Source organism: Pseudomonas sp. ES4 (assembly GCF_050586665.1).
GTDB lineage: Bacteria > Pseudomonadota > Gammaproteobacteria > Pseudomonadales > Pseudomonadaceae > Aquipseudomonas > Aquipseudomonas frederiksbergensis.
In genome coordinates this window covers 84,484-103,420 of record NZ_JBOBDO010000002.1, presented here as the reverse complement: position 1 = coordinate 103,420, position 18,937 = coordinate 84,484, and the positions used below count along the sequence as shown (strand labels likewise).

18 protein-coding genes are annotated in these 18,937 nt (G+C 61.1%); 1 reads left to right on the top strand and 17 read right to left on the bottom strand.

The genetic code is table 11. The annotated features are described in order from the left end of the window. Window positions 1-106: 106 nt before the first annotated feature. The 13 genes from ACQ4OB_RS02610 to ACQ4OB_RS02550 all read right to left on the bottom strand — a co-directional run bounded on the left by ACQ4OB_RS02610 (window position 107) and on the right by ACQ4OB_RS02550 (window position 12,820). Window positions 107-1,135 carry a trans-3-hydroxy-L-proline dehydratase gene (locus ACQ4OB_RS02610; RefSeq protein ID WP_415767312.1) on the bottom strand — a complete coding sequence of 343 codons (1,029 nt, stop codon included), beginning with the start codon at window positions 1,133-1,135 and terminating at the stop codon, window positions 107-109. A gap of 117 nt (window positions 1,136-1,252) precedes the next feature. Further along, window positions 1,253-1,975 carry an amino acid ABC transporter ATP-binding protein gene (locus tag ACQ4OB_RS02605; protein WP_008157200.1) on the bottom strand — a complete coding sequence of 241 codons (723 nt, stop codon included), beginning with the start codon at window positions 1,973-1,975 and terminating at the stop codon, window positions 1,253-1,255. Next, complete coding sequence (locus tag ACQ4OB_RS02600; protein ID WP_074877199.1) at window positions 1,968-2,618, bottom strand: amino acid ABC transporter permease; 651 nt, start codon at window positions 2,616-2,618, stop codon at window positions 1,968-1,970. Before ACQ4OB_RS02600 ends, ACQ4OB_RS02605 begins: the two co-directional genes overlap by 8 nt. A gap of 10 nt (window positions 2,619-2,628) precedes the next feature. Further along, a complete protein-coding gene (locus ACQ4OB_RS02595) occupies window positions 2,629-3,294 on the bottom strand; it encodes an amino acid ABC transporter permease (protein ID WP_074877198.1) in 666 nt (221 codons plus the stop codon). Then, on the bottom strand, window positions 3,287-5,065 hold the full coding sequence (locus ACQ4OB_RS02590) for an aconitase X (protein WP_430955064.1): 1,779 nt from the start codon (window positions 5,063-5,065) through the stop codon (window positions 3,287-3,289). The genes ACQ4OB_RS02595 and ACQ4OB_RS02590 overlap by 8 nt, the downstream gene beginning before the upstream one ends. 10 nt (window positions 5,066-5,075) lie before the next feature. Further along, window positions 5,076-5,894, bottom strand: a complete 819-nt coding sequence (locus ACQ4OB_RS02585; protein ID WP_430955063.1) for a transporter substrate-binding domain-containing protein — start codon at window positions 5,892-5,894, stop codon at window positions 5,076-5,078. A gap of 250 nt (window positions 5,895-6,144) precedes the next feature. Further along, the gene (locus ACQ4OB_RS02580) at window positions 6,145-6,894 is read right to left on the bottom strand and encodes a helix-turn-helix domain-containing protein (protein ID WP_430955062.1); all 750 of its coding nucleotides are present in this window, start codon (window positions 6,892-6,894) and stop codon (window positions 6,145-6,147) included. A gap of 74 nt (window positions 6,895-6,968) precedes the next feature. Then, window positions 6,969-8,225 (bottom strand): FAD-dependent oxidoreductase, encoded by a 1,257-nt coding sequence (locus tag ACQ4OB_RS02575; protein WP_430955061.1) that lies wholly within the window; start codon window positions 8,223-8,225, stop codon window positions 6,969-6,971. After that, window positions 8,222-8,458 carry a (2Fe-2S)-binding protein gene (locus ACQ4OB_RS02570; protein WP_102614438.1) on the bottom strand — a complete coding sequence of 79 codons (237 nt, stop codon included), beginning with the start codon at window positions 8,456-8,458 and terminating at the stop codon, window positions 8,222-8,224. Before ACQ4OB_RS02570 ends, ACQ4OB_RS02575 begins: the two co-directional genes overlap by 4 nt. Continuing rightward, complete coding sequence (locus tag ACQ4OB_RS02565) at window positions 8,451-9,566, bottom strand: NAD(P)/FAD-dependent oxidoreductase (RefSeq protein ID WP_430955060.1); 1,116 nt, start codon at window positions 9,564-9,566, stop codon at window positions 8,451-8,453. The genes ACQ4OB_RS02570 and ACQ4OB_RS02565 overlap by 8 nt, the downstream gene beginning before the upstream one ends. After that, the gene (locus ACQ4OB_RS02560; protein ID WP_430955059.1) at window positions 9,563-10,495 is read right to left on the bottom strand and encodes a 4-hydroxyproline epimerase; all 933 of its coding nucleotides are present in this window, start codon (window positions 10,493-10,495) and stop codon (window positions 9,563-9,565) included. The genes ACQ4OB_RS02565 and ACQ4OB_RS02560 overlap by 4 nt, the downstream gene beginning before the upstream one ends. A gap of 114 nt (window positions 10,496-10,609) precedes the next feature. Further along, on the bottom strand, window positions 10,610-11,281 hold the full coding sequence (locus tag ACQ4OB_RS02555; RefSeq protein WP_174553771.1) for a GntR family transcriptional regulator: 672 nt from the start codon (window positions 11,279-11,281) through the stop codon (window positions 10,610-10,612). A gap of 99 nt (window positions 11,282-11,380) precedes the next feature. Further along, on the bottom strand, window positions 11,381-12,820 hold the full coding sequence (locus ACQ4OB_RS02550; protein ID WP_430955058.1) for a M15 family metallopeptidase: 1,440 nt from the start codon (window positions 12,818-12,820) through the stop codon (window positions 11,381-11,383). A 310-nt stretch (window positions 12,821-13,130) separates the two neighbouring features. Between ACQ4OB_RS02550 and ACQ4OB_RS02545 the strand changes: the two genes are divergently transcribed. Further along, a complete protein-coding gene (locus tag ACQ4OB_RS02545) occupies window positions 13,131-15,032 on the top strand; it encodes a potassium transporter Kup (protein ID WP_102614434.1) in 1,902 nt (633 codons plus the stop codon). A gap of 57 nt (window positions 15,033-15,089) precedes the next feature. Here ACQ4OB_RS02545 and ACQ4OB_RS02540 read toward each other — a convergent pair whose 3' ends face one another. The 4 genes from ACQ4OB_RS02540 to ACQ4OB_RS02525 all read right to left on the bottom strand — a co-directional run bounded on the left by ACQ4OB_RS02540 (window position 15,090) and on the right by ACQ4OB_RS02525 (window position 18,937). Continuing rightward, on the bottom strand, window positions 15,090-15,251 hold the full coding sequence (locus tag ACQ4OB_RS02540; RefSeq protein ID WP_074877181.1) for a DUF2986 domain-containing protein: 162 nt from the start codon (window positions 15,249-15,251) through the stop codon (window positions 15,090-15,092). 162 nt (window positions 15,252-15,413) lie between these two features. Further along, window positions 15,414-15,869, bottom strand: a complete 456-nt coding sequence (locus ACQ4OB_RS02535) for a VOC family protein (protein WP_074877179.1) — start codon at window positions 15,867-15,869, stop codon at window positions 15,414-15,416. 186 nt (window positions 15,870-16,055) lie between these two features. Beyond that, the gene (locus tag ACQ4OB_RS02530; protein ID WP_430955057.1) at window positions 16,056-17,621 is read right to left on the bottom strand and encodes an amino acid permease; all 1,566 of its coding nucleotides are present in this window, start codon (window positions 17,619-17,621) and stop codon (window positions 16,056-16,058) included. 155 nt (window positions 17,622-17,776) lie between these two features. Then, window positions 17,777-18,937: an iron-containing alcohol dehydrogenase gene (locus ACQ4OB_RS02525; protein ID WP_074877174.1), complete on the bottom strand. Its 1,161-nt coding sequence runs from the start codon at window positions 18,935-18,937 to the stop codon at window positions 17,777-17,779.

Genomic DNA, 18,937 nt, shown 5'->3' with positions numbered 1-18,937 from the left:
TACGATATTTCAAGTGAATAGACTCGGCCAGTGCTTTTTTCAGTTACGAGGGTTTTTTTTGCTAGCCGTTTGTCAGAGTTTTGGATGAGGGTTTGTAAGGCTGTGCTCAGGCCCCAGGCCAAGTGTCAGAGAGGCGATAGCCTTGTGGCCACGGATCGCTCGGATCGAGCAGCAATTGGTGAGTGCCAGTGATCCAGGCCCGGCCGGAAATGCACGGGTAGATCGCCGGGCGTCCGGCCACTTCGGTCAGCGAATCGATGCGGCAGTGAAACTCGGAACCGATGATCGAACGGCCGATAAAACGCTCGCCGACCTGCATCAAGCCCTTCGCCTGCAGCACCGCCATGCGCGCCGAGCAGCCGGTGCCGGTCGGCGAACGGTCGATCTTGCCAGGTTGGATCACCACCGCGTTGGCGCCGGTGGCGATGCCGTTTTCATAGACGAGGGGCGCCGCGATCTGGCAGAAGGAAATGTGCGACCACTCGGGGTTCAGCGGATGAACGAAGCCCAGTTGTTCATTGGCCGCGCGGGTGATTTTCAGCCCGACCTCGACCAGTTCCGCCGCTTCATCAGGACGAATGGAAAAGCCCAGGCGCTTGGCATCGGCGATCACAAAACTGTCGCCGCCGTACGCGGTGTCGACCTGCAATGAGCCGAGGCCTTCGACTTCGATCCAGGCGTCGAGGCGGTCAGCGAAGGAGGGCACGTTCTTGATTTCCACCCGTTCGACCTTGCCGTCACGGCAGTCGGCCACCGCTTCGATCAGCCCGCCCGGCGCTTCGAGCACCAGCCGGGTTTGCGGTTCAGTCATCGGCAGGATGCCGCTGTCGAGCAACACGGTGGCCACGCACAGTGAGTTGGAACCGGACATCGGCGGTGTATCGGCCGGTTCCATGATAATCCAGGCCATCTGCGCCCGAGGATCCTTGGCCGGCACCAGCAAGTTGACGTGGCGGAACACGCCACCGCGCGGCTCGTTGAGGACGAAGTTGCGCAGGGTCTGATCCTTGGCAATCCAGCGCGACTGTTCCCACACGGTGGCCCCGGGTGGCGGCGCGACGCCGCCGACGATCACATCGCCGACTTCGCCTTCGGCGTGGCAGCTGACGACATGGATGACTTTCGATGAGCGCATGGTCTGCTCCTTGTTTTGTCTGTTAGGGCCTCATCGCGAGCAGGCTCACTCCCACACTGATTTTGTGTACACCACCAAACCCTGTGGGAGCGAGCCTGCTCGCGATGGGGCCATCGGTTACTTCACTGATTTCAGAAACGCCGCAGTTTCGGCATGCACCGGATTCCCAATCACCTGATCCGGCGAACCGATCTCATGCACCAGCCCATTGCGAAAGAACGCCACACGATCAGACACATCCCGGGCAAAGCGAATCTCATGCGTCACCAACACCATGGTCATACCGTCTTCGGCGAGCATGCGCATGGTGTCCAGCACCTCGCCCACCAGTTGCGGGTCGAGGGCCGAAGTGGCTTCGTCGAACAGCATGTAGTCCGGCGACATGGCCAGGGCGCGGGCAATCGCCATGCGCTGTTGCTGGCCGCCAGAGAGCTTGCCGGGAAAGGCCTTGAGCTTGTCGCCCAGACCGACGTGGGTCAGTTGTTTCACCGCCAGTTCCTCGGCTTCGGCCTTGCTCTTGCCCAGCACTTTGCGCGGCGCCAGCATCACGTTTTCCAGCACGGTCAGGTGCGGGAACGCGTTCCATTGCTGGAAGACGATGCCGATCTTCTGCCGCAGGCGGTTGAGGTCGGTGGCGCTGTGATGGACCTCGACACCGTCGACGCGGATGTTGCCTTTCTGGATCGGCTCCAGGCCGTTGATGCACATCAGCAGGGTCGATTTGCCCGAGCCGGAGCCGCCGATGATCGACACCACCTCGCCCTTGTTCACCGTCAGGTTGACGCCCTTGACCACTTCGAGGTTGCCGAAGGATTTGTGTACGTTGTCGATCTCAATCATTTTCTTGCCACCTTCTTTCCAGACGAGCGCCGAGGCGAGCGACCACCAGGCTCATGACGTAGTAGATGAGGCCCGCGATGCACAGCACCAGCAGCGGTTCCTGAATGCGGGTCACGATGGTTTGCGAGGCGCGCAGCAGTTCGACGATGCCGATCCACATCACCAGCGCGGTGTCTTTCATCACGCTGAGCACCAGGTTCAGCCAGCCGGGAAACGCCACCCGCGTGGCCATCGGCAGGACGATCCAGCGCAGGTCCTGGAGGAAACTCAGGCCCAGGGAGCGACTGGCCCGGCGCACGGTGAACGGCACTGAAAGGACGCCGCTGCGCACGATCTCGGTGAAGTACGCGGCGGCATAGACCCCGAGCACAATGCAGCCGACGCTGAAGGCACTGATGTTCAAGCCGACAATACTTTTCAGCGAGTTGAACAACACAAACTGGATCAGCAACGGCACGCTGCGAAACACGTCCAGCACCCACGCCAGCGGCAGGCTGGCGCGTGGCAACAGCGCCCGCAGCAAGCCGAACAGCAACCCGGCGACGGAGCCGAGGATGATCGACCAGAACGTGAGTTTCAGAGTGACCCAGGCACCATCCAGCAAGAACAACAGGTCATTCCAGGAAAAACTGGTGGTCAACATGCTCACCTCCTCAGTAGCGGAACAGTCGCCAGGCCATCAGCCGGGCGACGGCGACGATCGCCTTGGCAATCAGGTAATACAGCACCGCGGCGATGGCGAAATATTCGAAGGTGCGGAACGTCTTGACGTTGTAATCCTGGGTCACGCCGGTGAGGTCATTGTTCAGCCCGACGATCACCCCCAGCGATGTCATCAACACCGCCCAGACCATTTGGTTAGTCAACGGGTAGAACACGATGCGCAGTAGCTGCGGGACGATGATCATCCGGTAAGCCTGGAAGGCACTCATGCCCAGCGAACGCGCGGCGCGCACCTGCGTGCCGGGCACCGCCTTGAGGCCACCGCGAAAGTTTTCCGCCAGGTAACCGGCGTTGTTGAAGGTGATCCCGGCCAGCAGCGCGAACCATGAGCTGACATGCAAACCCAGTGAGCCGAGGCCGAAGTAGAGGACATAGATCTGGAACAGCGACGGCGTGTTGCGGGCGATCGACACCCAGCCGTTGCCGATGCCGCGCAACAACGGCTGTTTGGCTTCGCGCATCACCGTCAGGGCCAGGGCGATCAGCACGCCGAAAATCATCGACAGCGCGGCGGTCTCGAAGGTGACCCAGGCGCCGGCCAGCATGTCCGGCAGGGCGCGCAGGGTCGCGCGCCATTGGAAGGTGTAATCAAACATGCGCGTGGCTCTCCAGTGAGGCGGCCGATTGCAGCCAGGTCGGCAAACGACCACTGGCCGTGGCGCTGCAGGCGGCGTCGACACATTCGGCGAGGTTGGCGAAGTGCACCTTGCGGCCCACCAGGCCGGGTGCGTAATGGGCGTATTTGCCCGAGTTGGTCATCAAGGTTTTGGCGGCCAGCGGGATCACCGGCTCGCCGAGCATGCACCAGCAGGTGTCAGTGACCAGGGTTGCGCCGAAGGTTTCGATCACCGCGATATGTCCCGCCTCGCGGGCCTGCTCCAGCACAGCACGACCGCAGGTGATGGCGAGCACCACCTCGGGGTGTTTGTGCCGCCCTCGGCACAGTCGCGCCAGATGCGCGAATTCGCTAAGAGAGAAGTGCGGATTGCCCAGCGAGACCACATCCACCCGGCTGTCGCGGGCACTGTTGAGCTCGCGCCAACTGAGCAGCAAATCCTTCAGGCGGATCTTTTCCACCGGCACGGGGACATTCGCTTCCAGCACCTGTGCCGGGTCGAGTGCTTCCGGGGTCACCCCGGCGATGTGGAACAGCGGCGCGGCGGAGGTAGTGGCGAAAGCGGCGCCGAAGGCTTTCAAATCGTCCAGGCTCGGCTTGCTCTGTTCCAGTCCCAGCACCAGCGGAATCCGGCTGCCGGCCAAGGCACCGTTGTGGTAACCGAGCAGCGGGTAGAAGGCATCGTCCAACTCAGGCAAATCCGGCAATTCGATTTGCAGACTCGCTTTACGTTGCGCGTCCAGATGGCAGCCGATCAGCGGCGCGCGGCCGGTCAGGGCGATGCAGATATCCAGGTAATCCGGGTATTTCAGGGTGCGTGCGCCGAGCACGCTATTGGCATACACCACGGCGTTGGATTCGGCCCAGACGATTTGCTCGCCGGCCTTCGGCGCGCTGTCGAGCAGGTAGGGCGCGCAGGTAAAACTCAGCTGCGCGCCCATCGCCATGTACGCATCGCCCAAGGCGCTGGCCGGTACGCCGAGCTCCGGATCAATGCCCAACTCGCGCCAACGGCGCTGGTCGACGGAAATCGAATTGAGGGTGGTCGGCACCCGCACTTTGGCTCCCCACTGCACCAGTTGTTCGGCAAAGCGCAGGCTCGCAGGTCCGGTATAAATGCAGCCGTCGATGTGCGCCTGGGTGACGTCTACCAGACTGCGCGCACCTTGCAGTTCAGCCATGCGCAAGACGATCTGCATCGCCACTTGCGCGGCTTTGCCATGCTCGCCGTCGAGTAGAGCCTGATCGTGTTCGGTGAGTTCGATGGCGGTGGTTTTTTCTACTGTCTGCAACGGACTGTCGAGTGCCTGCCAGGCATCGCCCGGCCGGTGTTCGAACAAGGTCACCGTTGATGCTTCGACCCGAGCAAAGGCCTTGCCGCGCAAGGTGGCGAAGGCCTCCCGGCCGATGCACAGCACCGGCAGGGAACGCTCGAAAATGGTCTGTGCCACAAGCACGCCCAGGGTCAGGATCTCATCGGGTTCGGCCAGCACCAGTGCGGCCGGCGCATGGCCGTTGCTGATCAGTTCCATCAGCACACTGCTGCCGGTGCACGAACCGCGACCACTGGGAATCGCCAGCACCCGGCCGGCCAGATGTTCGCCGCTGAGTGGGTGGTGACGGTCGATGATCTCTCCACTAAATGGATCGACCCCGCCCCAGAAACTCAGCCCGACATCGGCAAACAGCAGGGCGCCTTGTGCGGCGCCGGCGACCAGGCTGCGACCGGTCAGTGAGGTTGGCCTAGGCATGCCGGACACCTCAGTAATAGACCTTGGGCACGGTCAGGTCGGTGGGTGAAATCTCGGTGCCGACCCATTTGGTGAACAGCTCGTTGTAACGGCCGCTGCGCACCTGCTGATTGACGAACAGATTGAGGTAGTTGAGCAGGCCATACTCGTTGCGCTTGGCGCCCAGGGACACGTAGTCGATGGTGTACGGCGCGTTACCGGCAATTTTCAGGTTCTTGTATTTGCCCGACTTGATGGTGGCGGCGGCCACGGTGTTGGTGACCACGGTGGCGTCGATGTGGCCCTGGGCGACCGCCAGCAGCGTGTCGTTCTGCGACTGATAGGCGCGGAAGGTGCCGATGCCCCAGCTCTTCACGTCTTTTTCCAGAGCGATGGCTTCATAGGTGCCGCTGGTGTTGCCCAGGGCTTTGCCTTTGATATCGGCGAAGCTGTTGATGCCGGTGTTGTCGCGGGTCAGCACCACCATCTGGAAGGCGAAGTACGGCACGGTGAGGCCGACGGTCTTGGCCCGCTCAAGGGTGTCGGAGGTGGAGGCAACGATCACGTCGGCGCGCCCGGAGACCAGTGCCGGAATTCGGTCGGGGAAGGGCGTTTCAACCACTTCGGCATCGACCCCGAGGATTTTCGCCAGGTCGCGGCAGTAGTCCACGTCGAAACCGGCCGGGTTGTTGCCTTCATCGCGAAAACCCATCGGCGGGAAGTCCAGGGTCACGGCGCAGCGCAGCTTGCCCGAACCAATAATGTCGTCGAGCTTGTCGGCCTGGGCGGTGGCGATAAAGGAAGTACTGAGAACAGCGCTGAGGGCTACGGCAAATGCGGGGTTTTTCATAGAGGCCTCGTTGTCGGAAAGTGCTGTTGGATATCGTATTGGGGATTTCGTATACGATATGTGATTAGCAATGAGCGTGCCTGTTTCCGAACTGAGGCGAGAATTATTCGCCGAGTGTTGAGCTAAAGGTCTTACAAGATTGTGGGAATAGGACGTTGGAGAAGAACGCCTCGGCGGGCCGTAGCAGGCGGTGTTACAGAAAGGAGCAGTGGAAACGCCGGGCGCCCCTTAAAGGAACACTTGCCCGGGTTCAGCGACGGCTTTCGCGATACTGACTTGGCGCCAGACTGGTCAAGGCGCGGAACTGCCGGCTGAACGCGCTGTGGTCGGTGTAACCGCAGCGCAGGGCGATCTCGGTGATGGGCAGGTCGGTGTGCAGCAACAGTCGGGAGCCTTCTTCCAGGCGCGCCTTGTGAATCATCTGTCGTGGGGTGAGCTGGAACACTCGTTTGCAGTGGCGCTCCAGTTGCGCCACGGAAAACCCGGCGATCGCGGTCAGTTCGGCGAGGCTGATCGGACGGGCGAAATGGCTGCGGATATGCGCGTCCACCGCTGCGAGTTTCTGGAAGGCCGGATGGCTGGACTGTGGCGCTTGCAGGTCGCGGGAGATGCCGGCCAGGCCGACAATCTGACCTTGCAGGTCACGCAGCGCGAGTTTGTGGGTCAGGCACCAGACCGGCTGGTTGCCGTAATACAGGTGCAGTTCGAGTTGGTCGGCCAGTTCTCGGCCAGTGGACAGCACCCGCCGGTCCTGTTCGGTGTACAGCGGACCGAAGCGCTCGGGAAAGACCATGTCGGCGGTGCACCCGAGCAGCTCGTCACTGTGTTTGAAGCCACAGCGCCGGGCCAGGGTCTGGTTGACGAAGGCGTAGCGTGCCTCGCGGTCCTTGATGAAAAACACCACGTCCGACAGGGTATCGAGCAGCGCTGCAATCGGTTGCAGGCTGCTCAGCAGGGTGGGCAGGTCGCAGGGTTTGAAGGTAGTGAGCGAGGCATACATGGCGCAGGGCGTCTGAAGGCAATGCCCCGGATCATAAAGACTCGGCGACGGAGCCGAAAGCCCCGAGCCGGCATTCAGGCCGGCGGGGTGTCGTCCAGGCACAGCAAGGTCTCGATCCGCGCCGGACTGAACGGCGGGCGTGGTGCCGAAGGTTGCCAGCCGAACAGGTGCTGCAGCGCACCGCCACACACCCGGCCCTGACAGGCGCCCATGCCGCAGCGACTGGCCAATTTGGCCTCGCGCCAGTCCGTGTGCTCGGCAAGCGCTGCGTAAGGCACGTCTTCGCAACGACACACCAGGGTGTCGGGTTGCGCCAGCGACTTGAGTTGCGGGTCGAGGGCGAATGCCTTGTTGAGGGCGTCGGCGAAACCCTGCCAACGCGCACGGCGCGGCCACAATGCTCGGGCCGAATCAAGGTCGCCGACGGCGGCGTGGCCAGCGATGGCGCCTTCGACCAATGCCAGTTCACTGCCACCGAAACCGGTGCATTCGCCCGCCGCGTAATGATCAGCGCGGCGAGTGGTCTGCCAGGCATCGACGGCAATCTCCAGACCTTCAAGTTCGCAGCCAAGGGCCTGGCCGAGTTGGGTATTGGGGATCAGACCGAAGCCACAGGCCAGGCGATCACATTCCAGTTCGACGATTTTCCCTTGCTGTTGCAGACGCACACCTTCCAGCCGCTCATTGCCCAGGGCGGCCAGTACATGGGTGCCGGGACGGTAATGGTGGTCGAACAACGTGACCGATTGCATCAGCTTGTATGGCCAGCGTGGCAACTGCGCGGCGAAACCGGCGACGGCGACCGCGCTGGCCTGCTCGGCGATGCGCAATACCCGGGCGCCGTTGTGTTTTGCGGTGGCGGCGCTGGCCAGCAATAACGGTCCGCTGCCGGCAATCACAATGCGTTCGTCCTGCACCGGCAGCCCGCCCTTGATCAATGCCTGGAGGCCACCCGCACCCGTCACGCCGGGTAACGTCCAACCGGGGAAGGGCAGCAGTAACTCGCGGGCGCCAGTGCAGAGAATCAGTTTGTCGTAGCCGATCAGCCAGCCACGATCGGCGTCTTCGACCAGCAGTTGTTTCGGCCCGGCGCAGGCGATCACTCGAGTGCCTGAATGACGGCGGATGTTGCTGCACGCTTCCAATCGCTCGCGCATCTGACGCGCCGGGTTCGGCAACTGGGCTTGAGGGCCGTCACGCCAGATTTGTCCGCCTGGCAACGGGTTGTCATCGAGCAAGACGATGCGCGCACCGCTGGGCGCCGCAGCGAGCGCAGCGGCCATGCCGGCGGGACCGGCACCGATGATCAGCAGGTCGGCGTATTCGTTCATGCTTGAGTCTCCACGTGCATGCCATCACGGCACAGCGTCTGGCAGGCCAGCTGCCGCCGACCGTCGATGGTCACCCGGCATTCCTGGCAAATGCCCATGCCGCACAACGGTGCGCGGCGTTGGCCACTGACCGAGGTGCGCGCGCAGCCGTCGCCGCTCAGGGCCAGTGCAGCAGCGACGCTGGTGCCTTCGGCGACCCGCAGGGTACGTCCGTCGAGCATCAATTCAGGCATAAACGGGCTCTCCGAGAAAACGTTGCGGCAGATACGGTTGCGCGGCCAGCGGCGGCGTTTCGTCGAACAGCTGCGCGACCAATAGGTCAGCGGTGCCGGGGGCGGTCGTCACGCCAAGGCCCTCGTGACCGACCGCCAGCCATAAGCCTTTGCGTTGCGGGTGCTGACCCACCAGCGGCAAGCCGTCGGGGCTGGCAGCGCGAAAACCGGTCCAGGCGCGGATGCCGTTGAGCTGAGCCAGACCCGGCATGTAATCGGTGGCACGCCGGAGCATTTTCGCCAGCATCCAGCCCTCGACTTGCGGGTCGGTGGTGCCGAATTGGCGTGAGGCGCCGATGAACAGTTGTCCGGTCGGCCGGGGTTGAATGTTGCAAGCCGTCGAAGGGCCGCTGGCGTTGTGGGCACTGGTGACGTAGCCGAGTTCCACCAGGGTGTGAGTGACTTTGCCGGGGTAGCGGTCGGTGATCAGCAAGTGGCCTTTCTTCGGCTCGATCGGCAACTCCGGGCACAGCGCGTTGGCCTGGACGCCGTTGGCCAGAATCACCGCTTCGGCGCTTAGCCAGTGACCGTCGTCGAGGCGCACACGGTTGCCATCGACTTCGCTGACCCGCGCCCGACGTTGGCTGATGTTCGGTGTGTCGAGCATCCAATTGGCGGTTGCCGGCGCATACAGAATGCCGTCGCCATTGATCAGCAATCCGCCTTCCAGGCCCTCGCGCAATTCCGGTTCGCGCTGGTGCAAGGCACTGCTGGAGATCAATTCGCAGGCCACGCCTTGGGCCTGCAAATTCAGGTATTTACTGTGGGCGACGGCCATTTCTTCGGCATTGGCCGCCAGCCAGAGGGTGCCATTGCACCGGTAGGCGCAGCCGTCGGGCAGGGCCGGCGCCAGTTCGCGCCAGCGTTGCAGGGAATACTGACTGAGGGCCAGTTCGGCCGGGTTGTCGTCGAGGACCAGCAAGTGGCCCATGCCCGCCGCTGTGGCGCCGGGCAGGCCGGCGTCCAGTACCAGCACGCGCAAGCCGCGTCCCGCCAGCGTCTGGGCACAAGCGGCGCCGATGATGCCGGCGCCGATCACGATCACATCGGCCACCCGGCCCTCGTTCACGGACGAATGCCCCAGGCGAACGGGTCGTCCTGTTCGATGATCAGGCTGGCTTCGGCGCTGATAAAGGCGCGGCCGCGAATGGTCGGCACAATGCGTTCGCCCTGAAGTTCGTAGGAACCCTCGAATTCGCTGCCGATGACACTGGCCTGACGCCAGATCTGTCCCGGCTGCAATTTGTCGTCGGCCGCCAGGCACGCCAGTTTGGCACTGGTGCCGGTGCCACACGGAGAGCGGTCATAGGCCTTGCCGGGGCAGAGGACGAAGTTGCGGCTGTCGGCCTGCTCGTCATCGGCGAACAGCTCGACATGGTCGATCAAGCCGCCGTCTTCGCCGCGAATGCCCTGAGTTTCCAGTGCTTGCTGCACGGCGAAGGTGTAGGCGGTCAGCGCATCGAGGTTATCGCCGGCAATACGCAAACCGTGCTCGGCGATCAAGAAGAACCAGTTGCCACCCCAGGCAACATCGCCGGTCACTTGACCGATCCCCGGCACCTGCAACGATAGCGCTTTGCGGTAACGGTAGGCCGGCACGTTGCGCACGCTGACCGAATGGTCTTCATGCAGCGTCGCTTGCACCGTGCCCACCGGGGTTTCGATGCTGTGCATCCCGGGGCCGATCTTGCCCAGATGCGCCAGCGAGGCCACCAGGCCGATGGTGCCGTGGCCGCACATGCCGAGGTAACCGCTGTTGTTGAAGAAAATCACGCCGGCACAGGCGCTCGGGTCCACCGGCTCACAGAGCAGGGCGCCGACCAGCACATCGCTGCCTCGGGGTTCCAGCACGCAAGCGGCGCGCCATTGATCATGCTGTTCGGCCAGCAGCTGTCGACGCTCGGCCATGCTGCCGTTGCCCAGGTCAGGAAAGCCGGAGGTCACCAGGCGGGTCGGTTCGCCGCCGGTGTGGGAGTCGATCACGGTGATGCGTTTCATGGGATGGCCACGTCCGTTCAGATGAGTGAACGAAAGAGTGGCCTGTGGGAGGGTTTGCCGGCTTGATGGTTTTATCCAGTGCCGATGACGAAATCGGCACAGTGCGGCGAGCGGTCAGTGGTGGTGAGGCAGGTGCTCGAACAGGGTCTTGCAGACGCCGGCAATGTGCTCGTCGAGCAACTTCACCGCCAGGTCCACGTCACCGGCGCGGCAAGCCGCAAGGATTTCCCGGTGTTCGTGATCGGCGCGTTCCTTGCCGGCCGACAGGCTCATCTGCATGCGCAGGTAGCGCTCCAGCTTGTCGTTGACCGAGCGGATCAGGCCGACCAGAAACGGTCGTTGCGCCGGCTCGTAAAGGCAAGCGTGCAGTTCCCAGTTGAGCTCGGCCCAGCGGCCCACATCATCTTCGCCGATGAACTCCTGGCAGATGCGTTCGGCACGGGCGAAGGTTTCTTCGGTCATGTTCGGAATGGCCAAGCGCAGCACCTTGTCTTCGAGCAGCATGCGCACTTCGAACATTTGCGCCAGTTCTGCATCGGAAACCCGGGTGACCATCGCCCCGCGATTGCGCTGGAACATCACCAGGCCTTCGGCCTCCAGGCGCTTGAGGGCTTCGCGCACCGGAATCTTGCTGACGTTGAACTGACGGGCGATGTCGTCCTGGCGAATCGGCTCGTCCTCGGCGAAATGCCCGGCGACGATGGCGTCACGCAGATGACGGGTGATGATTTCCGACGTCGAAGGCGAATTGCCAAGGTCGGGAGCGTTGAGTTTGGTCAGGGCCACGGTCGTGATCGTCAGGATTGAATTGCAGATAGGGTATACGAATTTGAACTGGCTGGTCTTCGGCGATGGCCAGAACCTCCAGCCACCGTCTACCCGCCATCAACGTTCGGGAAGGTTCCAGCTCTCGCGAAAGTGCTCGTATTCCGTTTCGGGCATTTGAACCAGCAGAGGGGACTGGCGAGGCTCCAGCCAATTGAACAATCGAGAAATATCCGCTGGATCCATGGCGGTGCAACCCAGCGTCGGCGAGGTGGGGCCGCGCCAGATGTGGAAGAAAATGCACGAGCCCGAGGCGGGGGACGCTGGCGTATTGTGCTCGATGAAAATGCCTTTTCGATAGGTGTCGTCATCGCGACGCATCTGTTCGGAGCTGTCCCAGTCTTTCGAAGCAGCTGCTCCGTCGACCAGCTCGTTATAGCGCGTGGACTGGCTGTCATCCACGCATTCGATGGTCGGGGTGAGTGCCAGGTAAGGCAGTCTGGTGTCGGCCGTGCTGTCGTAGCCAAACGCGGTTCCCAGTTTGAACACCCCGGCAGGTGCTTTGCCGTCACCTTCACGTTTGACCGGACCTTCGCGTTGCTCAACGCTGCTCAGGCCCTTGCCCCACGCCAGACCGCTCTTGCCGACCACCACCGGAAACGCCCCTTCGTATTTTCGAAAGCCGTTGTCTTGTCGCTCATAGCGCTGGGCAGTGCCCTGAATGTCAGTCCAGTTTTTTGTGGTGACCACAATCAGCTGATTGGCGGTGTCGAGAACATCGCGCGCAGCCAGCGGCGTAATGGGGAAGTCCATGACGTTCTTCGGAGAACCGTCCCCGCTGTAGGTGAAGTGCCACCATTCCTTGGAATACCCGATAAATCCTTCTTTCTCCATGGCCCTGCTGAGCTTCTGGCGATTGTCCCTGGCGGCAGCGCTGATCGTCGGGTTGTCGGTATGTGCGCGCTCATCGAAGCAATCGAACCCCGTGCCCATGTCGAGCGCGCCGTCGCGCCAACGCTGGCCATAAGGGGCGGTGCAATCGACTTGTCCGGCTGAAGGGGTCCAGGTATCGGCGGGCAGGGCATCCGGGCCGGTCAGTGTCAGGTCCACGGTTGAGCCTTTGGAGTGGTTCGACACCCGGGCCACGTAGCCCAGGCGCCAGAAATCCTGCTTGTCCACGCGCGGATAGAACTCGGCCTTGCGCGGGTCACCCGGCTCCGACGCAAAGCGCCCCATATCGGCAACGGCACGGCTCGGTCGATAACAGTCAAACACCTTCAAACCGTAGCCCTGCGCCCGCAATGCCGTTTGTACCCGAGCAAGGGCCTTGGCGGCGTCCAGCGATAACAGACACTGTGGCGCGGCGTAACCGTCGAGTGGGTGCCCGGTGAAGTTGTGAGCGCTGGCATAGCGAATGTCTTGCTCGATGCCCGGCTCAATCGTGCGCAGATACACCATGTTCTCGGGGCGTGTCTCTGCACCGGCGATGCCGGGCACGACAATGCTCAGGCACAGGATCCATCGCCGCCAGGTCCGCGTGAGCCTGTTTGGCTGATCCATTGCGCAACGAGGGTGGTTTGATCTGCCCGTCAGGGTTTTGGACGATCGAATGTCCAAGGCTCGCCTCTCATATGATTTTTTACGCTTTCTTTACGGTGGTCATTTTCGTCCCACACGATACTGGCCGCGTTTTTTAACGTCTTCGTTACGTATAGCACTTCACCTCTTGGCTAAGCGAGGTGTCAACCAAGGTCATCAGTAACCGTTTGAATCAATGCCTCTTTACGGCCGCCTGTCTCAAACGGCCTCGGGGAGCCGTCTCGCTCAAGGATGGCATGCACTTTCTCCCCCTTCATTCAGAGAGTCTACCGTGAGCGAAACAACGTCCGTTGCACATGAAAATTCTCAAGCCAAAACGTCAGGTGCAGGCTTGCTCGTCGCCGCTGTCGGGGTGGTTTACGGGGACATTGGCACCAGCCCCCTCTACACGTTGAAAGAAGTATTTTCCGGTCACTACGGCGTTCAGGTAAATCACGACGGCGTGCTAGGCATTCTGTCGTTGATTTTCTGGTCGCTGATCTGGGTGGTCTCGATCAAATACGTGCTGTTCATCCTTCGCGCCAACAACCAGGGCGAAGGCGGGATTATGGCGTTGACGGCTTTAGCCCGTCGCGCGGCAACACCTTATCCGCACTTGAGCAAGGTACTGGTTCTGCTGGGCCTGTTCGGTGCGGCGCTTTTTTACGGGGACAGCATGATCACCCCGGCTATTTCAGTGCTCTCTGCGGTTGAAGGACTTCAGCTGGCGTTTGACGGAATAGAACACTGGGTTGTGCCCTTGTCAGTGATCGTGCTGGTGGCGCTGTTCTTGATCCAGAAACACGGCACGGCTCGCATCGGGATCCTGTTCGGCCCAGTGATGGTGCTGTGGTTTGTAGTGTTAGGTGCGCTGGGGATCCATGGCATTTTGCAGCGCCCGGAAGTCTTGCAAGCGCTCAACCCATACTGGGGCGCTCATTTTTTCATCGCGCATCCGGGGATCGGCGTGGCCATCCTGGGTGCCGTCGTGTTGTCATTGACCGGTGCTGAAGCGCTGTATGCGGACATGGGGCACTTTGGTCGCAAACCGATTTCTCGTGCCTGGTTCATTCTCGTGTTGCCCGGTTTGGTGCTCAACTACTTTGGCCAAGGCGCCTTGATTCTGGGAAACCCGGAGGCTGTGCGCAATCCGTTTTATTTGCTGGCGCCCGAGTGGGCACTGTTGCCGATGGTCGCGCTCTCCACACTGGCTACCATCATCGCGTCTCAAGCCGTGATTTCCGGTGCTTTCTCCCTGACTCGCCAGGCCATCCAGCTGGGTTACGTCCCTCGCATGTTTATCCAGCACACCTCCAGCCAGGAGCAAGGGCAGATCTACATCGGCACGGTTAACTGGGCGTTGATGGTCGGTGTCGTGTTGTTGGTGATTGGTTTCGAGTCGTCCAGTGCTTTGGCCGCAGCGTATGGTGTCGCTGTGACGGGGACCATGCTGATCACAACCATCCTGTCTTCGGCTGTCGTGCTGCTCTTGTGGAAAACCCCGCGCTGGTTGGCCATCCCGATGCTGCTCGGATTTTTGCTGGTAGACGGTCTGTATTTCGCCGCCAACGCGCCGAAGATTTTTCAGGGCGGTGCGTTCCCGGTGATTGCCGGCATCGGCCTGTTCATTTTGATGACGACCTGGAAGCGGGGCAGGAAAATTGTGGTTGAGCGGCTGGATGAAACCGCGCTGCCTCTGCCGCTCTTCATCAGCAGCATCCGTACGCAGCCTCCTCATCGCGTACAAGGCACGGCGGTGTTTCTGACGGCCCGGGCCGATGCCGTTCCTCATGCGCTGCTGCACAACCTGTTGCATAACCAGGTTTTGCATGAACAAGTCGTGTTGCTCACGGTAGTGTCTGAAGACAGCCCTCGCGTCAGTGCTGACAGAAGATTCGAGGTCGAAGCCTATGGTGAAGGCTTCTTCCGGGTCAGTCTGCACTTCGGGTTTATCGAGGAGCCGGATGTTCCCCTGGCCTTGAGTCTCTGTCACTTGGCCGATCTGGATTTCAGTCCGATGCGCACGACCTATTTCCTCAGCCGAGAAACGGTCATTGCGACCAAGCGCATGGGTATGGCTCGTTGGCGAGAGAGCCTGTTTGCCTTTTTACTCAAGAACGCCAACAGCAATCTGAAGTACTTCAAATTGCCGCTTAACAGGGTGATAGAGCTGGGCACACAGGTCGAGATGTAGCGATAAACGAGGCTGTTGGCTCCAGCATCTGGACGGCGACCCGCGCTGTTGAATAGATCAGCTGTCAGGGGAAATAATCGAATCCGGACCAGGCTCAGCAGCCAGTTTCAACCGGTCAGCTTTACTAATATATTTAGACTTACTGGCCGGTGCCAATTTGGCACTGGCCTTTTTTGCGTGAGCCTTTAACAACTGCTGTATTTTTTTACGACGGTTCATGTTTTCTGCTCGGTTTGTAAACTCTTCAATGATGGCAGAGGTTGGTGCACGAAGCCTAGAGAGTGAGATAGGGCTTCACTGCATCTTCCATGACAAAGATGACACCGGCCTAGCGAATACCTGCTGGACCGATGGGGTTACGTGCGTTCGGGCTTGTGTCTCTCAGGCAAACGCCGCCTCGACAAATGCTTCCAGCGCCTTTTCTTCCAGGATCTCGATGGAGAAGTGCCCGAAACGCTTGGGCAACCAGATGATGCGGGCTCCGGACGGGGATAGCAGATTCTCTCGGGCCAACGGCGCGCCGTTTTCATCTTCTGGCTGAACATCGGCGACCATCAATTCGTCATAGGCCTTCTCGATGTCCGGTGTCGAGTAGCAGTGGCGATAGATCATCCCCTCGCCCGAGGCGTCCAACAGTTCCTTCAGGTTCCCCGCCAACGGCTGAACCAACATGAAACGCTCTTGGCCGATCAGCGCAATCGCGTAGCGCACATGCAGACCACCTCGCTCCCAGACGAGCGTTTTGGAGATTCTGGCTTTCAGTATCTGTGCGTAGTAAGCACAGGCTTCCTCGAGATTCTTGACCAATATATCGACGTGACTGAACTTCAATTCCATTGCATGCCTCCTGCCGGCCCTGCGCCCTGTTGATCCATGGGTACTGATCCTGGGATTGCCCAATCACAGACTGAGATGAGAATGCCATTAACGCCCTCTCTTGCGTTGCAATGATCCTTTAAAAAATCGCAGTCTGGCGAGAGCAAGCGCCCTCGCCACAGAGTCAACGTCACGCGTAACTAGCAATCAGTTTCCAGCCTGTCTATTCAACGCCGCTTCCGCCGCCGCGATTTCAGCCTGACGCTTGACGATCATGTCGCCTATCGGCGGCCCCTGGAAGCGTCGCGTTTCAAACCCGAACCAGACAATCGCCGTCAGCACCAGAAAACCGAGGGTGATGTACAGCGCCCAATCGTTTGGTGGCTGGATACCGATGACGAAAATAACCACCATCGAGAGGATCGAGAGGAGGGCGAATACTGTGTACCAGAAGCGTCCCATGTTCCACGGCCCCATGGTCGGCCACTTCGAAGTCCCATAGGTAAACAGGCCCAGCACGATGGGAATGATGAAGGAGAAGAACAGGAAGATCACTGTGCAGGACACCACGATGGTGTAGACCGGCGTTTCACCGATGGATATCACTGACGATCCCCAGACAAACAACACCGCAAGCGTGGCACCGGTCCAGATTGCTGCCACCGGGCTGCGAAGGGTCGGCGAGACCGAGGACAGCGCTTTGGAGAAGGGCAGGCCACCGTCCCGGGAGAACGCGAAGATCATGCGCGAGACCGAGGTCACGGTCGCCAACCCGCAAAGGAATTGCGAGATGAAAATCGCCACGTACAGCGCCACTTTCACCGTCGGATTGACCTGGGTATCCATGGCCCAGAAGAACACGCTCCAGCCTTGCTTCGCCGCCTCGTCCATGCTCGGCAGCATCAGCACGAACGAACTGAGCATGACCCAGCCGAACAGCAACGACCAGACCACCGACATGACCATGCCGCGAGGCACCGACATGGCCGCATTCCGGGTCTCTTCCGAGGTATGCGCGGAGGCGTCATAGCCAGTGATGGTATAGATCGGCAAGAGCAGGCCGAGCATGAAAACCCAGCCGTTCGACACCTGTGGCCAAACGCTGCCGCCAGCCTCGCCGGAATAGTTGCTGAAGGTCCATAACCGGGCGAACTCATAGCTGGGCGCCGAGATCAGGCAGACGATGGTCAGCGCGAGCGCTGTGGCGAAAATCAGATAGCCCGAGAAATCGGTGAGCTTCGCCGTCAGGCCGATACCCAGGTGATTACACAAGGCCTGGATGCCGGTCAGGATCGCCAGGAAAATCACCCGGGTCGTGGTGGTGTCTTCCATTCCCAGGGCGGGTCCGAAGGCACCGAAAAAGAAGTAATAGGTGCCGACGTTGATTGCACCGAGCACGGTAATCAACCCGAGTAAGTTGAACCATGCGGTCAGCCAGCCGGTGAAGCGGTTACCGAGAATCGAACCCCAGTGATAGAGGCCGCCAGCGGTGGGGTAGGCCGAGGAAATCTGCGCCATGGCCATGGCGAAAAATCCGGAGATCAGGCAACCGATCGGCCAACCGATGCCGATTGACGCACCGCCTGCACCTGAGGTCCCCTGAGCGAGTGAGTTGATACCACCCGAGAGGATGCAGATGATCGAAAAGGAAATGGCAAAGTTGGAGAAAACGCCCATGCGTCGCGAGAGCTCCTGGGCATAACCCATGCTGTGCAGCAGCTTGACGTCATCGTCTTGCGGCGCGCTCGTGCCAGGCTGGCTTGTTGGCTTCATGTTGTGTGCCCCTTCAGGTTTTGATACGCATCCACCCGGGTTTTTCGGTGCCGGATGGGCTGGCCTTCAACCCCTTGTCGTACTGCTCCTTTTTCTAACGGATAAACCCCGTCCATGCTGCGCGTTCGCACCTTGGCCATGGACAAGCAATGCTCCTACAGGCGGCCGTGGTACGCCGCGTCGAAAATCTCTGCCGCGCCATTTCGGGTCAAGGGCAGCGGGTTGCCGCCAGCGCAGGGGTCAACAATCGCCATGTCCGCGATCAGGTCGGCCTGCCGGTCATCCACTCCCAGCTCAATCAGCGTATGGGGCACGCCGATGTCCTTGCGCAACTTGAGGACGAAGGCCAGAAAACTGTCGAAGCCGGGCGAGGGCAGACGCAAATAAGCCGCCAGGCGGGTGATGCGTTCCTCGATGGCCGGGCGATTGAATTTCAGGACATAAGGCATGAAGGTGGCGTTGGTCATGCCGTGATGGGTGTCGTACAGGGCGCCCACCGGATGTGAGAGGGCGTGCATCCCGCCCAGGCCTTTCTGGAAAGCGGTAGCACCCATCGCAGCAGCTGCGAGCATTTCCGCTCGCGCCTCCAGGTCCGAGGGTGTGTGTACGGCTCGCACCAAGGCGTTGGCGACCAGGCGCATGCCTTCAACCGCAATCCCTTCGGCCATGGGATGGAAGCCGGGGGCGCAGTACGATTCCAGGCAATGCGCAAACGCATCCATGCCGGTGCCCGCGGTGACCTTGGCCGGCATACCGACGGTCAGGGCCGGGTCGCTGATGACCACGCGCGGCATCATCTTCGGGTGGAAGATGATGCGTTTGGTGTGCGTACGCTCATCGATGATCACCGCCGCACGGCCCACCTCGGAGCCAGTGCCCGCCGTGGTCGGCACTGCAATGATCGGGGCGATGCTGCCTTCGTCGGCGCGGGTCCAGTAATCGCCGATGTCTTCGAAATCCCACACCGGTCGGGTCTGGCCGCTCATGAAGGCGATAAGTTTGCCCATGTCCAGGCCACTGCCGCCGCCGAAGGCGACCACACCATCGTGTTTGCCGGCGCGCCAGGCGTCGAGTCCGCCCGCCAGGTTGGCTTCGACCGGATTGGGTTTAAGGTCGCAAAACAGCGCGACGCCGAGGCCGGCGGCGCGCAAGGCGTCCACTGCCGAGAGGGTGATCGGGGCACGCGCCAGGCCACTGTCGGTGACCAGCAACGGTCGCTGGATCCCTTGGCTGCGGCAAATCTCGGCAAGTTCGGCGATGCGGCCGACACCGAAGCGAATGCTTGTGGGGTAATTCCAGTTCGCGGTCAGGCTCAT

Excerpts from the sequence above, each read along its gene's own strand:
- ACQ4OB_RS02535 (WP_074877179.1), bottom strand. The coding sequence starts at position 15,869 with ATGGAATTGAAGTTCAGTCACGTCGATATATTGGTCAAGAATCTCGAG.
- ACQ4OB_RS02610 (WP_415767312.1), bottom strand. The coding sequence starts at position 1,135 with ATGCGCTCATCGAAAGTCATCCATGTCGTCAGCTGCCACGCCGAAGGC.
- ACQ4OB_RS02575 (WP_430955061.1), bottom strand. The coding sequence starts at position 8,225 with ATGAACGAATACGCCGACCTGCTGATCATCGGTGCCGGTCCCGCCGGC.
- ACQ4OB_RS02580 (WP_430955062.1), bottom strand. The coding sequence starts at position 6,894 with ATGTATGCCTCGCTCACTACCTTCAAACCCTGCGACCTGCCCACCCTG.
- ACQ4OB_RS02605 (WP_008157200.1), bottom strand. The coding sequence starts at position 1,975 with ATGATTGAGATCGACAACGTACACAAATCCTTCGGCAACCTCGAAGTG.
- ACQ4OB_RS02590 (WP_430955064.1), bottom strand. The coding sequence starts at position 5,065 with ATGCCTAGGCCAACCTCACTGACCGGTCGCAGCCTGGTCGCCGGCGCC.
- ACQ4OB_RS02595 (WP_074877198.1), bottom strand. The coding sequence starts at position 3,294 with ATGTTTGATTACACCTTCCAATGGCGCGCGACCCTGCGCGCCCTGCCG.
- ACQ4OB_RS02530 (WP_430955057.1), bottom strand. The coding sequence starts at position 17,621 with ATGAAGCCAACAAGCCAGCCTGGCACGAGCGCGCCGCAAGACGATGAC.
- ACQ4OB_RS02550 (WP_430955058.1), bottom strand. The coding sequence starts at position 12,820 with ATGGATCAGCCAAACAGGCTCACGCGGACCTGGCGGCGATGGATCCTG.
- ACQ4OB_RS02525 (WP_074877174.1), bottom strand. The coding sequence starts at position 18,937 with ATGAGCCTGACCGCGAACTGGAATTACCCCACAAGCATTCGCTTCGGT.
- ACQ4OB_RS02540 (WP_074877181.1), bottom strand. The coding sequence starts at position 15,251 with ATGAACCGTCGTAAAAAAATACAGCAGTTGTTAAAGGCTCACGCAAAA.
- ACQ4OB_RS02585 (WP_430955063.1), bottom strand. The coding sequence starts at position 5,894 with ATGAAAAACCCCGCATTTGCCGTAGCCCTCAGCGCTGTTCTCAGTACT.
- ACQ4OB_RS02560 (WP_430955059.1), bottom strand. The coding sequence starts at position 10,495 with ATGAAACGCATCACCGTGATCGACTCCCACACCGGCGGCGAACCGACC.
- ACQ4OB_RS02600 (WP_074877199.1), bottom strand. The coding sequence starts at position 2,618 with ATGTTGACCACCAGTTTTTCCTGGAATGACCTGTTGTTCTTGCTGGAT.
- ACQ4OB_RS02570 (WP_102614438.1), bottom strand. The coding sequence starts at position 8,458 with ATGCCTGAATTGATGCTCGACGGACGTACCCTGCGGGTCGCCGAAGGC.